The 15,071-nt window shown below is 72.8% G+C and carries 13 protein-coding genes and 1 pseudogene; 7 read left to right on the forward strand and 7 right to left on the reverse strand.

The window, feature by feature from the left end:
- The 3 genes and pseudogenes from VIU94_RS21230 to VIU94_RS21240 form a co-directional block, all read right to left on the reverse strand.
- Positions 1 to 291 (reverse strand): annotated as a pseudogene (locus VIU94_RS21230) (hypothetical protein); the annotation flags it as partial.
- Between the two features lie 7 nt (positions 292 to 298).
- Positions 299 to 778, reverse strand: coding sequence for a DUF2771 domain-containing protein (locus VIU94_RS21235; RefSeq protein WP_331913422.1), 480 nt, complete (start codon positions 776 to 778; stop codon positions 299 to 301).
- 119 nt (positions 779 to 897) lie between these two features.
- Positions 898 to 2,292 carry an MFS transporter gene (locus VIU94_RS21240; RefSeq protein WP_331913423.1) on the reverse strand — a complete coding sequence of 465 codons (1,395 nt, stop codon included), beginning with the start codon at positions 2,290 to 2,292 and terminating at the stop codon, positions 898 to 900.
- A 354-nt stretch (positions 2,293 to 2,646) separates the two neighbouring features.
- Here VIU94_RS21240 and VIU94_RS21245 point away from each other — a divergent pair, with 354 nt between their 5' ends.
- From VIU94_RS21245 to VIU94_RS21255, 3 genes are all read left to right on the forward strand, one after another.
- On the forward strand, positions 2,647 to 3,567 hold the full coding sequence (locus VIU94_RS21245) for a DUF3027 domain-containing protein (protein ID WP_331913424.1): 921 nt from the start codon (positions 2,647 to 2,649) through the stop codon (positions 3,565 to 3,567).
- A 133-nt stretch (positions 3,568 to 3,700) separates the two neighbouring features.
- Positions 3,701 to 6,886, forward strand: coding sequence for a sacsin N-terminal ATP-binding-like domain-containing protein (locus tag VIU94_RS21250; RefSeq protein WP_331913425.1), 3,186 nt, complete (start codon positions 3,701 to 3,703; stop codon positions 6,884 to 6,886).
- Between the two features lie 321 nt (positions 6,887 to 7,207).
- Complete coding sequence (locus VIU94_RS21255; protein ID WP_414720981.1) at positions 7,208 to 7,723, forward strand: DUF6114 domain-containing protein; 516 nt, start codon at positions 7,208 to 7,210, stop codon at positions 7,721 to 7,723.
- Here VIU94_RS21255 and VIU94_RS21260 read toward each other — a convergent pair.
- Both VIU94_RS21260 and VIU94_RS21265 read right to left on the reverse strand, forming a co-directional pair.
- On the reverse strand, positions 7,720 to 10,140 hold the full coding sequence (locus tag VIU94_RS21260; RefSeq protein WP_331913426.1) for a cation-translocating P-type ATPase: 2,421 nt from the start codon (positions 10,138 to 10,140) through the stop codon (positions 7,720 to 7,722). The genes VIU94_RS21255 and VIU94_RS21260 overlap by 4 nt on opposite strands.
- Before the next feature lie 51 nt (positions 10,141 to 10,191).
- Entirely contained in the window at positions 10,192 to 10,461 is a 270-nt protein-coding gene (locus VIU94_RS21265; RefSeq protein ID WP_331913427.1) for a DUF2530 domain-containing protein, read from the reverse strand.
- Between the two features lie 145 nt (positions 10,462 to 10,606).
- Between VIU94_RS21265 and VIU94_RS21270 the strand changes: the two genes are divergently transcribed.
- Positions 10,607 to 12,067: an NCS2 family permease gene (locus tag VIU94_RS21270; RefSeq protein WP_414720982.1), complete on the forward strand. Its 1,461-nt coding sequence runs from the start codon at positions 10,607 to 10,609 to the stop codon at positions 12,065 to 12,067.
- A 26-nt stretch (positions 12,068 to 12,093) separates the two neighbouring features.
- Here VIU94_RS21270 and VIU94_RS21275 read toward each other — a convergent pair whose 3' ends face one another.
- Positions 12,094 to 12,282, reverse strand: coding sequence for a ribbon-helix-helix protein, CopG family (locus VIU94_RS21275; RefSeq protein WP_331913428.1), 189 nt, complete (start codon positions 12,280 to 12,282; stop codon positions 12,094 to 12,096).
- Positions 12,283 to 12,414: 132 nt separating this feature from the next.
- Here VIU94_RS21275 and VIU94_RS21280 point away from each other — a divergent pair, with 132 nt between their 5' ends.
- Both VIU94_RS21280 and VIU94_RS21285 read left to right on the forward strand, forming a co-directional pair.
- Complete coding sequence (locus VIU94_RS21280; protein WP_331913429.1) at positions 12,415 to 12,858, forward strand: MarR family winged helix-turn-helix transcriptional regulator; 444 nt, start codon at positions 12,415 to 12,417, stop codon at positions 12,856 to 12,858.
- A 29-nt stretch (positions 12,859 to 12,887) separates the two neighbouring features.
- A complete protein-coding gene (locus VIU94_RS21285) occupies positions 12,888 to 14,225 on the forward strand; it encodes an MFS transporter (protein ID WP_331913430.1) in 1,338 nt (445 codons plus the stop codon).
- A 7-nt stretch (positions 14,226 to 14,232) separates the two neighbouring features.
- Here the strand turns inward: VIU94_RS21285 and VIU94_RS21290 are convergent, their stop codons facing one another.
- Complete coding sequence (locus tag VIU94_RS21290; RefSeq protein ID WP_331913431.1) at positions 14,233 to 14,733, reverse strand: GNAT family N-acetyltransferase; 501 nt, start codon at positions 14,731 to 14,733, stop codon at positions 14,233 to 14,235.
- 32 nt (positions 14,734 to 14,765) lie between these two features.
- Here VIU94_RS21290 and VIU94_RS21295 point away from each other — a divergent pair.
- Positions 14,766 to 15,071: 2'-5' RNA ligase family protein (locus VIU94_RS21295; RefSeq protein ID WP_331913432.1), on the forward strand; the 306-nt coding region annotated here is incomplete at its 3' end.

Raw genomic sequence — 15,071 nt, forward strand, 5'->3', positions numbered from 1 at the left:
GGCCGCCGGGCCGACGCCGGCGATCAGGACGTCGACGACGGGGCGGTGCGCGACGGGGGCGGGGACCTGACCGGGTGCGGCGAGTGCGCCCGCGGAGTCGGAGCCGGAGAGCGGCCCGTGCGCGGACAGCGCTCCGCCGCCCGGGAGCGGGATCGACGAGGCGTAGCGGCGCAGGGCGTAGCCGCCCGGCAGGGGCAGGACGCCCGAGCCGGGGCCGCCGCCGGTGAGGCCGCGGGCGACGGAGTCGGCCTCCGCCGCCACGGCCGTCACGATCAGGATCCGGTCGGCCACCGGGGGATCAGGACTTCTTCTTCAGCTCGAAGTGCCAGATGCCGGTCAGCTTCTTGCCGGTGTTCTCGACGATCGTGACCTGCGTCTTGTTCGTCGCCTCGCCGCCCTGGGCGGAGAAGAAGGCGCTGGCCGGGATGGTCCGGTACGTCTTCTTGTACGGCTCGGGCTCGGCCTGCTGGCCGCCCAGGAAGATCGTCCAGCCGTGGTCGGCGATCTCCGGGTCGACGCCGAACCGGATCTTGTCGTCGGAGGAGACGGAGATCGAGGTCTCGGACTTCTTGTTCAGACAGGCCTGGACCTGCGACTCCTTGATGGCGTCGCCGTCGTTGTAGCAGGCGGCCTCGGTGTGCACCGAGTCCGACCCGACCGTCACGGTCGCGAGCGGGGTCGGCTTGTCGCAGGCGGAGAGTACGAGGAGCCCGGCGGAGACGGCCCCGAGGGCGGCGACGGCCCGGCGGCGCTTGACGGAGAAGAACGGAACGGTCATGAGCCGAAGGCTATCGGGCGTGTCGCGGGGTGGCTTGCCGACCCCCCGGTTGGGCCCTTTCAGGTCACCCGAGGCCGTACGGCACGGAGGCCGACCGGCCCCCCCGCGGCGGCCGTCCCTCACATCACACGCGAGCCCCGAGAGCCGGGGGAGTCCTTCGGGCCCTGGGGGCTCGGCGGCGGGCGGCGGGGGGCGCTCAGGAGGCCGCGTACGGACAGCACCGCGCCCGTCGCCAGGATGGCCGCCGCCACCGCCATCCCGTACGCCCCGTCCAGCGGCAGCGCGATGCCGATCCCGCCGCCCACCACCCACGCCATCTGCAGCAGCGTCTCCGAGCGGGCGAAGGCAGAGGTCCGCACCACCTCCGGGACGTCCCGCTGGATCAGCGCGTCGAGCGACAGCTTCGACAGGGCCTGCGACAGGCCCGCCACCGCCGCCAGGACCGCCACCATGGCCGGGCTGAAGAACAGCGCGGCGAGGACGGCGGCCGTCAGCTCCACCAGGATCATCGTGGCGATGATCACTTCCGGGCTGCGGTCGCGCAGCAGCGAGCCGACCGCCGTCCCGCACGCGTTCCCCACTCCCGCCGCCACGCCCACGATGCCGAGCGACACCGCCGCGCTCTGCCCCGCCAGCGGCTCCTCGCGCAGCAGGAACGCCAGGAAGAAGATCAGGAACCCGGAGAGCCCGCGCAGCGCCGCGTTCGCCTGGAGGCCGTGCAGCACGGAGGGGCCGACCGTGCGCAGGCTCGGCTTCTTCTCGCCGTGCGTCAGCAGGTGCGCCGGCCGCTCGCCCTTCGCCGAGTCCACCTTGTGCGGCATCCGCAGCGCCCAGAACGCGCCGAGCAGGAACAGCGCGCACGCCCCGTACAGCGGCCAGGCGGGGCCGATCCGCTGCAAGCCCACCCCGATCGGCGCGGCGATGCCGGTGGCGAGCAGGCCGGCCAGCGTCACCCGGGAGTTCGCCTTCACGAGCGAGAAATTCGGTGGCAGCAGCCGGGGCACGACGGCGCTGCGGACCACCCCGTACGCCTTGGACGCCACGAGCACGCCGAGCGCCGCCGGATACAGCTCCAGGCCGCCCGTGGCGACCGCTCCGGACATCGTGAGGGCCAGTACCGCCCGGGTCAGCATCGCGCCCGCCATGGCCCAGCGGCGGCCGTGCGGCAGGCGGTCCAGGAGCGGGCCGATGACGGGGGCCAGGAGGGTGAAGGGGGCCATCGTCACGGCCAGGTAGAGCGCCACCCGGCCGCGCGCCTCGTCGGTCGGCACGGAGAAGAACACCGTGGTGGCGAGGGCGACGGTGATCATCATGTCGCCCGCGCCGTTCACCGCGTGCAGTTCGATCAGTTTTCCGAGGCCGGACTCGCCCGCGCCGTGCGCGTGCGTGGCGCGGCGGATGCCCTTCGCGGTGCCGGTGAAGGGCAGGTGCAGAGCGCGGCCGACCTGCCGGCCCGCCCGGCGGAACGGCCCGGCCCGGCCCGACGAACCCGTCGACGACCTCGCGGCTGCCACCCCCTCATCGTCCCCCACTCCGATGCCCCACACCCCTTTCGTACGCGCCGGGATCGGCGTTTCCTCCGAACCGGGATCGGGGCCACTTGGGACGGGCAGGTGGGCGGCGGGCTGCGGAGGGGGTAGCGTGCGTAGCGCGCCACCGGCGGAAGCTCTCGGCCGCGCGCCTGTTCGGCATCCCGCAGAATGGATGTCGGTAGGTGTGCCCGAGACTCGCGAGACTCACGAGAAACGTCGGGCGCGGACGTCGATGCGGCCCTCTGGTCCGCTCCGCCCGCCGCCCGTACATCGATCGTCGCTGCTCGCTCCTCGGCCGGCGCACCCGTGAGACGGCGTAGGAGAGAAGCGAGACCTGTGAGTGCTGCGACGACGCGAAGCCGTACCCCGCGAGCCACGCGTATCCCGGACCGTTTGTGCGCCGAGGCGGTAGCCCTCGCCAGGGCGGCGGCGGAGGAGCTGGCCGCGCCCGGCATCGTCGGGGAGCACGTCGAGGTCGTCGCGGACGGCGACCGCGTGGTCACGCACTTCTTCGCGTGCCAGGACGCGGGGTATCGGGGCTGGCGCTGGGCCGTCACCGTCACCCGCGCCTCCCGCGCGAAGAACGTCACCCTTGACGAGGCCGTCCTGCTGCCGGGCTCCGACGCGCTGCTCGCGCCCGAGTGGGTGCCGTGGAGCGAGCGGCTGCGGCCGGGCGACATGGGGCCGGGCGACCTGCTGCCGACGGAGGCGGACGACCTGCGGCTCGAGCCCGGGTTCAGCGGCGAGGACACGCCGCCGCCGAACTCCGCGGTCTCCGAGGAGATGGCCGAGCACCTCGACGTCGAGGACGCCGAGATCACCTCCCGCACCCCCTCGCGCGGCGCGATCGTCTCGGTCGCGGAGGAGCTCGGGATGCGGCGGGCGCGGGTCCTGTCGCGGTACGGACTGCACATCGCGGCGGACCGCTGGGACGAGGCGTTCGGCGCGAAGACCCCGATGGCGCAGGCGGCTCCGGCGTCCTGCGAGTCCTGCGCCTTCCTGGTCCCGCTGGCGGGCTCGCTGCGGCAGGCCTTCGGCGTCTGCGCGAACGAGTTCTCCCCGGCGGACGGCCGCGTCGTCTCCCTCTCGTACGGCTGCGGCGGCCACTCGGAGGCGGCGGTCATGCCGAAGCCGCCGCGCCCGGCGGCGCCGGTCTTCGACTCGATGGCGGCGGACGAATTCCCGCTGCGCCCGGCGAAGGACTCGGGCTCGGTTTCGGAACCCGACGGGGCGTCGGAGGACTTGGGCCACTCGTAGGGGCTGGCCGGGGGCGCCGCCCCCGTTCGGACGGGGCGGCGCCCCGCCGGCTCCCCACCAGCGGCCCCAGCCCCGCCCGTCGGGGTACCTTCGGGCACCCGGTCACAACCCCGCCGTACACGAGGAGTCAGACGTGAGCGTCAGCGTCAGGACGACCACCGACGGAGCCGATCCCTTCGGCACCGCACGGCTGCGGCGGGGTGTGCTCAACGCCTGGGGGGCCAGTCCGGCGCGGTTCCGGGAGGACGCCAACGCCGAGGAGGACCTCGTCCTCGGCGGCTACCGCGACCGCCTCGTCGTCGAGCTCGCCCAGAACGCCGCCGACGCCGCCCGCCGCGCCGGCGTCACCGGCCGCCTCCGGCTCACCCTGCACCCCGCCGGCCCCGACGCCCCCGCCCTCCTCGCCGCCGCGAACACCGGCGCGCCCCTCGACGCGACCGGCGTCGAGTCGCTGTCCACCCTCCGCGCCTCCGCCAAGCGTGAGCACGACACCGCCGCCGTCGGCCGGTTCGGCGTCGGCTTCGCCGCCGTCCTCGCGGTCAGCGACGAGCCCGCCGTCCTCGGCCGGCACGGCGGCGTCCGCTGGTCCCTCGCCGAGGCCCGCGAGCTCGCCGCCGACGCGGCCCGGCACAGCCCCGGCCTCGGCGACGAGCTGCGCCGCCGCGACGGCCACGTACCGCTGCTCCGCCTCCCGCTGCCCGCCGAGGGAACCGCGCCCGACGGCTACGACACCGTCGTCGTCCTCCCGCTGCGCGACTCCGCCGCCGTCGACCTCGCCGAGCGGCTCCTGAGCAGCATCGACGACGCCCTCCTCCTCACCCTCCCCGGTCTCGCCGACATCGTCGTCGAGACCGGGGAGGGCGTACGGACCCTCCGCCGCTCCGAGCACGACGGCTACGTCCACCTCGACGACTCCGCCTCGGGCCTGCGCCGCTGGCGGACCGTCAGCCACGGCGGCCCGCTCGACCCCAAGCTGCTCGCCGACCGCCCCGTCGAGGAACGCCTACGCCCGCACTGGTCGGTGACCTGGGCCGTCCCCGTGGACGGCGTGGGGGCCCCGCAGTACCCCGGCACCGCGCCCGTCGTCCACGCGCCGACGCCCACCGACGAACCCCTCGGCATCCCCGCCCTCCTGATCGCCTCGCTGCCGCTGGACACCGCCCGCCGGCACCCCGCCCCCGGCCCGCTGACCGACTTCGTCGTCGAGCGCGCGGCCGACGCGTACGCCGAACTCCTCGGCGACTGGGACCCGGTCGGCGTCGAGACCATCGAGCTGGTGCCCGGCCCGCTCGGCAAGGGCGGCCTGGACGGCGCGCTGCGCGGGGCGATCCTCCAGCGGCTGCCCCGCGTCGCCTTCCTCGCTCCCGCCGCGCCGTCCGAGGAGCTGCCCGCGCTGCGCCCGGTGGAGGCCGAGGTCGTCGAGGGCGCGGGCGCGGAGACCGTTCAGGTCCTGGCGGAGGTCTTCCCGACCCTCCTGCCCGCCGGCCTGGAGCGACGCGCCGAACTGCGCACCCTCGGCGTCGGCCGCGTCCCGCTCACCGAGGCGGTGGACCGGCTCGCGGGAGTCGACAGGTCCCCGTCTTGGTGGTGGCGGCTGTACGAGTCCCTCGCCGGCGTCGACCCGGACCGCCTGACGGGCCTGCCCGTCCCGCTGGCGAGCGCGGGTGAGGCGGCGCAGGTCCTGCCCGAGGCCCCGGAGCAGCCGGACGAGGGCGGCCAGGCCCCCTCCCGTACCCGCACCACCATCGGCCCCCGCCACCTCCTCCTCCCCCAGGAGCACACCCCCGCCGACCTGACCCGGCTCGGCCTCAAGGTCGCGCACCCGGACGCCGCCCACCCGCTCCTGGAGAAGCTGGGCGCGCTGCCCGCGACGCCGCGCGCCATCCTGACCACCCCGCAGGTGCGGGCCGCCGTCGCCGGTTCGCTCGACGCGGGGGAGATCTGGGACGAGGACGCGGACGCCCCCGACGCCGACGAGCTCGCCGAGATCGTGCTCGCCCTCGTCCGGGAGGCCGAGCTGGAGCCGGGCGACGAGCCGTGGCTCGGCGCGCTGGCGCTGCCCGACGAGGACGGCGAACTCGCCCCGGCCGGCGAGCTGGTGCTGCCCGGCAGCCCGTTCGCATCGGTGATGGGGGAGGACGAACTCGCCTTCGTCGACGCCGACCTGGCCTCCCGCTGGGGCGCGCAGCCCCTCGCCGCCTGCGGCGTCCTCGCGAACTTCGCCCTCGTCCGCGCCACCGACCTGGTCCTCGACCCGGACGAACTGGAGCCCCGCGAGAGCGACTTCCCCGAGCCGGACGACGCCGGACTGCTCGACGCGGTCGACGTGTGGTGCGAGGACGTCCTCGACCGCCTCCCGGAGACCCCCGTACCCCCCGTGGCCACCGAGATCGTCGCCGTACGGGACCTCGACCTGGTCGACGACGACGCCTGGCCGAAGGCCCTGGCGCTGCTCGCCCAGCCGCCGCTGCGGGACGCGCTCACCGAGCCGGTACGGGTGCTGCTGCCGGACGGCACGACCGAGACCGTGCGCTCGTACACCGCCTGGTGGCTGCGCGACCACCCGGTCCTGGACGGCCGCCGACCGGCCGGCCTGCGCGCCGCGGGTACCGACCCGCTGCTGATCGGCCTGTACGACTCCGCCGACGCGACCGGCTTCGAGGACGAGCAGGTGCTCCGGGCCCTGGGCGTACGCACCTCGGTGGCCGCGCTCCTCGACGAACCGGGCGGCGCGGCCGAGCTCCTGACCCGGCTCGCCGACCCGGACCGCGAGGTCGGCGGCGCGCAGCTGCACGCCCTGTACACGGCCCTGACCGACATGGACCCGGACCAGGTCACCCTGCCGGACGAGCTCCGCGCGGTCGTCGACGGCGAACTGCGCGTGGTGGACGCCGCCGACGCCCTGGTCGCCGACGCCCCCGACCTCCTCCCGCTCACCGCGGGCCTCCCGCTGCTGCCGGTGGCCCCGTCCCGAGCGGCTGACCTGGCCGAACTGTTCCAGGTACGCCGCCTGAGCGAGGCCGTCGAGGCGGAGGTGACGACGGTGGGCGAGGAACACGAGGTCCCTCCGTCCGTCCACGCCCTGCTGGGCCCCGACACCCCGCCCTCGTACATCGAGCACGAGGAACTCCGCGCGGGAGGCGTCGAACTGGACTGGCGGCAGACCCCGGACGGCGCGATCCACGCCGCCACCCTGGAAGGCGTCGCGGCAGGCCTGGCCTGGGCCGCCGGCCAATGGCCCCGCCGCTTCGAGGTCGCCGCCCTCCTGGAGGACCCGTCCCGGACGGCGGAGCTCGCCCGGGACAGGTGGTTCGACTGATCGGTTCGACCAGGTGACGGTCTGCCTGTCCGGGGTGACGGGTCTGCGCGGTGCACGCGGCCGTGCACCGCGCAGGGGGCTGCCGGAGTTCCTGGAGAGCCTGGTGCATGTGGTGCTCGCGCCGTTCGTCCCGCTCGCGATCGCCCGCGGGGACGGGCAACAAGCGGTTTCTGCACGGCAATTGACTCGCGAGTAATAACGGGCGTACGTTCCGAATCGGTTCCCTGCGGCACGGCTGCCTCCGCACCAGCAGAGGAAGACCCAGGCGGGGCGGGGAACCGGTCGTCCGCGCCAGGACACCGCGCAGGTCTGGTTCCTCGCATGTCAGGAGCACCTCATGGCCTCGGAGGGCTGCCGACGATGACGGCGGGCACGGACGGGACGGCGGAGACGACAGCCATGGCGGGCGGACCGCCGAGAAGCAGGCATCCCTGGCGGACCTTCCGCCGCTGGCGGCGCCGCCGCCCGTTCGGTGCGGGTCTCGCCGTCGCCCTCGGCGGCGCCGAGATCCTGCTCACCCAGCGGGCCGGCATCTCCGTGATCCTCACGGCAGGGGCCGACAGCCTGATCGGCTACGTCATACCCGTGATCATGATCGTGTGCGGGCTGCTGATCATCGTCGATCCGAGCCGGCGGCTGTTCTACTCGATCGTCGCCGTCCTGGCGTCCCTGGCGAGCTGGGTGACGTCCAACCTCGGCGGCTTCCTCGTCGGGCTGCTGCTCGGCGTGGTCGGCAGCTCCCTGGCCTTCGGCTGGGCCCCCGACCAGCCGCCCCGCACCCGCCGCCGATGGCACCGCCGCGACCTATCCGACCCTGATCCGCCGGACAGGCCCTAGGCGGGGAACCTCCGGTCCACCCACCACCACGCCGCCTCGAGCAGCGCCGAGCCCACCGCCGCGATGGCGACCGCCGTCCACGGCATCGTCACGCCCACCAGCTTCAGCGCGAAGAAGTCCTGCAGCCAGGGCACCACGAGGACCAGCAGGAACGCCCCGCCCATCGCCGCGACCAGCGCGATCCGCCACCAGGTGTACGGGCGGGCGACGATCGCCAGCACCCACATGGAGACCAGGAACAGCGTCAGCGTCGCCGCGCTCGTCTCGGCGTCCAGCGCGCCCGTGCCGCTGTAGTGGGAGCGGGCGAGGAGGTACGTGGCGAAGGTCGCCGCCGCGGCGACGATGCCGGCGGGGATCGCGTACCGCATCACCCGCTTCACGAAGTTCGGCTTCGCGCGCTCCTTGTTGGGGGCGAGGGCGAGGAAGAAGGCCGGGACGCCGATGGTGAGCGTGGACAGCAGGGTCAGATGCCGCGGCAGGAACGGGTACTCGACCTGGGAGCAGACCACCAGGATCGCCAGGAGCACCGAGTACACCGTCTTCGTCAGGAAGAGGGTGGCGACCCGGGTGATGTTGCCGATGACCCGGCGGCCCTCGGCGACCACCGACGGCAGCGTGGCGAAGCTGTTGTTCAGCAGCACGATCTGGGCGACGGCCCGCGTCGCCTCGGAGCCCGAGCCCATGGAGACGCCGATGTCGGCGTCCTTCAGCGCCAGGACGTCGTTGACGCCGTCGCCGGTCATCGCGACCGTGTGGCCGCGGGACTGCAGCGCGCCGACCATGTCCCGCTTCTGCTGCGGGGAGACCCGGCCGAAGACCGCGTTGTCGTCGAGCTCCTTCGCCATCGCGGCCTGCTCGCTCGGCAGCCTGCGGGCGTCGACGGTGTGCGCCGCGCCGGGCAGGCCGAGCTTGCCGGCGACCGCGCCGACGGAGACCGCGTTGTCGCCGGAGATGACCTTCGCGGCGACGTTCTGGTCGGCGAAGTACGCGAGGGTGTCGGCGGCGTCCGGACGCAGCCGCTGCTCCAGGACGACGAGCGCGGTGGGGCGGGCGCCCTCGGCGACCTCGGGGGAGTCGAGCTCGGCCGCGGCGCGGGCGAGCAGCAGGACCCGCAGGCCCTGCTCGTTGAGGTGGTCGGTCTCCTTGAGCGTCGGGTCGCCCGCCGGGAGCAGTACGTCGGGCGCGCCGAGCAGCCAGGTGGAGTTCTCCCCGTCGCCCTCGCTGAACGCGGCGCCGCTGTACTTGCGGGCGGAGGAGAAGGGCAGCGACTCGGTGCAGCGCCAGTCCACGCTGTCCGGGTAGGCGTCGATGATGGCTTGCAGGGACGCGTTGGGCCGCGGGTCGGACTCGCCGAGCGCGCCGAGGACCTTCCGTACGTACGCCTCGTCGCTGCCGTTGAGCGCGCGCAGCTCCGTGACGTCCATCCCGCCCTCGGTCAGCGTGCCCGTCTTGTCGAGGCAGACCACGTCGACGCGGGCCAGGCCCTCGATGGCGGGCAGCTCCTGCACGAGGCACTGCTTGCGGCCGAGCCGGATCACGCCGATCGCGAAGGCGACGGAGGTGAGCAGCACAAGCCCCTCGGGGATCATCGGGACGATGCCGCCGACCGTGCGGGCGACCGACTCCTGGAAGTCGGTGTCCTTGACCACGAGCTGGCTGATGATGAGGCCGATCGCGGTCGGGACCATCATCCACGTCACGTACTTGAGGATCGTGGAGATGCCGGAGCGCAGTTCGGAGTGGACCAGGGTGAAGCGGGAGGCCTCCTCGGCGAGTTGGGCCGCGTACGCCTCGCGCCCCACCTTCGTGGCGGTGAACGCGCCGCCGCCGGCGACCACGAAGGAGCCCGACATCATCGGATCGCCGGGCTTCTTCAGTACGGGGTCGGCCTCGCCGGTCAGCAGGGACTCGTCGACCTCCAGGCTGTCCGCCTCGGCGACCTCGCCGTCCACCACGATCTTGTCGCCGGGCCCGAGCTCGATCAGGTCGTCGAGCACGATCTCGGACGTGGACACCTCGCCGGCGACGCCGTCCCGCCGGACCGTGGGCTTCGCCTCGCCGATGACGGCGAGCCCGTCCAGGGTCTTCTTCGCGCGCAGCTCCTGGACGATGCCGATGCCCGTGTTGGCGATGATGACGAAGCCGAAGAGGCTGTCCTGGATGGGCGCGACGACGAGCATGATCGCCCACAGCACGCCGATGATCGCGTTGAAGCGGGTGAAGACGTTGCCGCGGACGATGTCGGCGGTGGAGCGGCTGCTGCGCAGCGGTACGTCGTTGACCTCGCCGCGGGCGACCCGTTCGGCGACCTCGGCTGAGGTCAGCCCGGCGACGCGGTGGACGACGTGGGTTCGCTTGCCGGCGTCGCCGGGTCGCGAGAGTTCGCCGTCGGTGTCGATCTTCGCCCGCTGCGTCATGTTCTCGACGGTACGGCCGGAATCGCGGGTTCACCCGCCGAGCGACGGACCCTAGGCGGCCGGGGGCGCCGCCTGTTCGGCCTCCGCGCGCTTGATGGCGGCGTCGCGCTTGCGGACGTACCAGATGCCGATCAGGCCCAGGCCGGCCCCGGCCAGGCAGGTCCAGATCCACCAGGTCGCGTCCCTGTCGGCGAACCAGCCGTAGAAGGGGACCTGCACCACGAACAGGACGAACCACAGGATCGTGCCACCGGTGATGGTGCCGACGACGGGCCCCTCCAGGGGCTCCGGCGCCTCGTGCTTGGGGGTCCACTTCGCCATGAGCCCAGTGTAGGGGGACCCCCAGGGGGGTCTACGCGCGGAGATAGACGCTGTTCGGCTTATGTGTTCATACTGAAACGGTTTGCCTCCGGCGGGTTCCCTTCGTATGAACCGCCAACGAACAACCCCGAAGAGGACCCACCCCATGAGCACCACGGCCACTGCCACGGCCATGTCTCCCGAGCCCTCGGACGTGCAGGAACCGCGCGAACCGATCTCGGGCCTCGACCGCTTCTTCAAGATCTCCGAGCGCGGCTCCACCGTCGCCCGCGAGGTCCGCGGCGGCTTCGCCACCTTCTTCGCGATGGCTTACATCATCGTGCTGAACCCGATCATCCTCGGCAGCGCCAAGGACATGTACGGGCACCAGCTCGACGGCGGCCAGCTGGTCACCGCCACGGTCCTGACCGCTGCCTTCTCCACGCTGCTCATGGGCGTCATCGGCAACGTCCCGATCGCCCTGGCGGCCGGCCTCGGCGTCAACACGGTCGTCGCCCTGCAGCTCGCCCCGCGGATGTCCTGGCCGGACGCCATGGGCATGGTGGTGCTCGCCGGTCTCGTGGTGATGCTGCTCGTCGCCACCGGTCTGCGCGAGCGCGTGATGAACGCGGTCCCGGTCGGCCTGCGCAAGGGCATCGCGATCGGCATCGGCCTGTTCATCATGCTGATCGGCCTGGTCGACTCCGGCTTCGTCTCCCGCATCCCGGACGCCGCCCACACCACCGTCCCGCTGCAGCTCGGCGGCGACGGCCACCTCACCGGCTGGCCGGTGCTGGTCTTCGCCCTGGGCGTGCTGCTCACCCTCGCGCTGATCATCCGCAAGGTCCCCGGCGCGATCCTGATCTCCATCGTGGTCATGACGCTCGTCGCGATGGTGATCAACGCGGTCGCCACCGTCCCGTCCTGGGGCCTGACCACCCCGACCTGGCCGGGCAACCCGGTCGCCTCCCCCGACTTCGGGCTGGTCGGCGAGGTCAGCCTGTTCGGCGGCTTCGGGAAGGTCGGCCTGCTGACCGGCTGCCTCTTCGTCTTCACGGTGCTGCTGTCCTGCTTCTTCGACGCGATGGGCACGATCCTCGGCGTCGGCGACGAGGCCAAGCTGATGGACGAGGACGGCAACCTCCCCGGCATCAACAAGGTCCTGCTGGTCGACGGCCTGGCCGTCGCGTCCGGCGGCGCGACCTCCTCCTCGGCCACCACCTGCTTCGTGGAGTCCACGGCCGGCGTCGGCGAGGGCGCGCGCACGGGTCTGGCGTCGGTGGTCACCGGCGGTCTGTTCTCGGTGGCGCTGTTCCTCACGCCGCTCGCCACGATGGTGCCGTCCCAGGCGGCCACGCCCGCGCTGCTCGCGGTGGGCTTCCTGATCCTGGCCGGGTCGATCAAGGAGATCGACTGGAGCGACTTCACCGTGGCGGTGCCGGCGTTCCTGGCGATGGTGATGATGCCGTTCACGTACTCGATCACGAACGGCATCGGCATCGGCTTCATCGCCTTCAGCGTGCTGCGGCTCGCGGCCGGCCGGGGCCGTGAGGTCCCGGCGGCCATGTACGTCGTGTCGGCGGTCTTCCTCTTCTACTACGCGATGCCGGCGCTGGGCCTCACGTAAGGCCCGCGTGGGCGTGGGTCACCTGGTCACGTACGGCCGTAGAACTTCTCGGTCTCGTCCACGGCGGACTTGAACCGCTCGTCGAAGTCGTCGCGAATGAGCGTCCGCAGGACATAGTCCTGGACGCTCATTCCGCGTTTGGCGGCATGCCCCCGGAGCCGGTCGAGCAGCTCACCGTCCAGGCGCAGGCTGAGCACTGTCGATCCCATGTCCATGCGAGTCAGGGTCGCCGCAGCGGGCCGCCCGATGCGTCACTTTCCGGATCCGTCTCACTCATTTGGGTGACACATTCAACCGTCGTACAACCGACTGGTCTTTAGGCTGGGTAATGAGTTACGCTAAAGAACATGCCTGACCTGTCCCACGGCGCCGCCGAAGACGTCGCGGCCGTGAACGCGCTCCGCTCCGCGGTGATGCGGCTGAGCCGACGACTGAAACACCAGCGCGTCGACGAGTCGCTGAGCCCCACCGAGATGTCGGTGCTCGGCACCCTCTCCCTGTGCGGCTCGGCGACCCCCGGCGAGCTGGCCCGCAAGGAGCACGTCCAGCCGCCGTCGATGACGCGCATCGTGGCGCTCCTGGAGTCCAAGGGCCTGGTCCGGCTGGAGCCGCATCCCGACGACCGCCGGCAGAAGGTGGTCAGCCCGACCGAGGTGGCCGAGGCCATGCTCGACGAGAGCCGCGCGAAGCGGAACGTCTGGCTGGCCAAGCTCGCCGAGGGACTGGACGAGGACGACTGGGCCACGCTGCGCGCGGCCGCCCCGGTCCTGGAGAAGCTCGCGCACCTGTAGAGACGTACGGCCCGAGGAGGCGACGCACTTTGAGTACGGGACCCGGAGCAGACTCCGCCCCCGTCCACAAACCCGACACCGACACCCTTGCTCGCGGGGGAACGTTCTCCTCGCTCAAGATCCGGAACTACCGGCTCTTCTTCACCGGAGCCATCGTCTCCAACACCGGCACCTGGATGGCCCGCATCACCCAGGACTGGCTGGTGCTCACCCTGACCGGCTCCTCGGCCGCCGTCGGCATCACGACGGCGCTGCAGTTCCTGCCGATGCTGCTGTTCGGTCTGTACGGCGGCGTCCTCGCCGACCGCTACCCGAAGCGGCGCATCCTCCTCTTCAGCCAGGGCGCACTCGGCCTGTGCGGGCTGGCGCTCGCCGCGCTGACGCTCTCCGGGCACATCCAGGTATGGCACGTGTATTTGGTGGCCTTCCTGCTCGGCATGGTCACCGTGGTCGACAACCCCGCCCGGCAGTCCTTCGTCTCCGAGATGGTCGGCCCCGACCAACTGCGCAACGCGGTCTCCCTGAACTCGGCGAACTTCCAGTCCGCGCGGCTGGTCGGCCCGGCGGTGGCGGGCCTGCTGATCGCCTCGATCGGCAGCGGCTGGGCGTTCCTGCTCAACGGCCTGTTCTTCCTCGCCCCGCTGACGGGCCTGCTGATGATGCGGCCGGCCGAGCTCCACAAGGTCGAGCGCGCGCCGCGCGGCAAGGGGCAGCTGCGGGAGGGCCTGCGGTACGTGGCCGGGCGGCCGGAGCTGATCTGGCCGATCGTGCTCGTGGGCTTCGTCGGCACGTTCGGCTTCAACTTCCCGATCTGGCTGACGGCCTTCGCGGACGACGTGTTCCACGTCGGCGCGGGCACGTACGGCCTGCTCAACACGCTGATGGCGGCCGGCTCGCTGGCCGGCGCGCTGCTCGCGGCACGGCGCGGCAGCACGCGACTGCGGATGCTGGTGGGCGCGGCGGCGGTGTTCGGCGTGCTGGAGGTGCTGGCGGCGGTGGCCCCGGCGTTCTGGCTCTTCGCGCTGCTCCTCGTCCCGATCGGCATGTTCGGCCTGACGGTCAACGTCACTGCGAACTCGGCGGTCCAGCTGGCGACGGACCCGGTGATGCGGGGCCGGGTGATGAGCCTGTACATGATGGTCTTCGTCGGCGGCACCCCGATCGGCGCCCCGCTCGTCGGCTGGCTCACCGACGCCTACGGCGCCCGCATCGGCTTCGCGACGGGCGGCCTGATGTCCCTGGCGGCCACGGGGCTGGTGGGTCTGATCCTGACGCGCGCGGGCGGCCTGAAGATGACCGTCGGCTGGCACCACGGCCACCCGCGGGTGCGCTTCGTACCAAGGGAGGGGCTGGCGGTGCCGGCGTAGGGGCGGGTCAGACCCTCTGCTCCAGTACCTGTCCCGGCCAGTCGCCCACCGTGAAGGGGTTCGTTCGGGTGAAGCCCTGGGACTCGTAGAAGGCGACCAGGCGGCCCTCGCTGCCGGCGAAGCAGTCGACGCGGAGGAGGGAGACGCCCTGGCGGCGGGTCTCGTCGACCGCGTGGGCCAGCAGGGCCGCGCCCACGCCGCGGCCGTGGAAGCGGGCGTCGGTGACCAGGAGGTGGACGTACACCTCCGGCTCGTCCACGGGGGCGACGTACGACGTGGGGTGCGGGGTCAGCGTCACCGTGCCCGCCGGCTCGCCGTCGATCTCGGCGATCCACGGCGTGCCGGACGCCACGATCTCCCCGACCTTCCGCACCGTCGCCGGCCGGGACGACCAGGGCTCGGTGCCCCACTGGTCCGTGATCCCCCGGGCGTTGAGCCACTCCACCGCGCTGTCCAGCATCGCGAGTATCGCGGGGACGTCCGCCGCCCCGCCTTCTCTGATCTTCATGGCCCCGAGGCTAGAGGCGCCAGACTCCTTTCATGAGGCTTTTCGCTGCCGTCGTCCCGCCGCCCGCGCAGCTCTCCGAGCTGGCGAGGGTCGTCGACCGGCTGCACCGTCTCCCCGGCGCGGACGACCTGCGCTGGACCGGACGCCCCGGCTGGCACTTCACCCTCGCCTTCATGGGCGAGGTCGACGAGACCCTGCTCCCCGACCTCCACGCCCGCCTCGCCCGCGCCGCCCACCGCACCGGCCCGTTCCCGCTGCGGCTGCACGGCGGCGGCCACTTCGGCCGCCGGGCCCTGTGGGTCGGCGCGGCGGGCGGGCTCGACGAGATCCGGCTGCTC

Origin of the sequence: Streptomyces sp., assembly GCF_036566765.1 — a bacterium.
In the GTDB taxonomy this organism is placed as follows: Bacteria; Actinomycetota; Actinomycetes; order Streptomycetales; family Streptomycetaceae; genus Streptomyces.

Coding starts and splice junctions, on each gene's coding strand:
- VIU94_RS21275 (WP_331913428.1), bottom strand. CDS start 12,282: ATGGACATGGGATCGACAGTGCTCAGCCTGCGCCTGGACGGTGAGCTG.
- VIU94_RS21235 (WP_331913422.1), bottom strand. CDS start 778: ATGACCGTTCCGTTCTTCTCCGTCAAGCGCCGCCGGGCCGTCGCCGCC.
- VIU94_RS21265 (WP_331913427.1), bottom strand. CDS start 10,461: ATGGCGAAGTGGACCCCCAAGCACGAGGCGCCGGAGCCCCTGGAGGGG.
- VIU94_RS21260 (WP_331913426.1), bottom strand. CDS start 10,140: ATGACGCAGCGGGCGAAGATCGACACCGACGGCGAACTCTCGCGACCC.
- VIU94_RS21290 (WP_331913431.1), bottom strand. CDS start 14,733: ATGAAGATCAGAGAAGGCGGGGCGGCGGACGTCCCCGCGATACTCGCG.
- VIU94_RS21280 (WP_331913429.1), top strand. CDS start 12,415: ATGCCTGACCTGTCCCACGGCGCCGCCGAAGACGTCGCGGCCGTGAAC.
- VIU94_RS21270 (WP_414720982.1), top strand. CDS start 10,607: ATGAGCACCACGGCCACTGCCACGGCCATGTCTCCCGAGCCCTCGGAC.
- VIU94_RS21255 (WP_414720981.1), top strand. CDS start 7,208: ATGTCAGGAGCACCTCATGGCCTCGGAGGGCTGCCGACGATGACGGCG.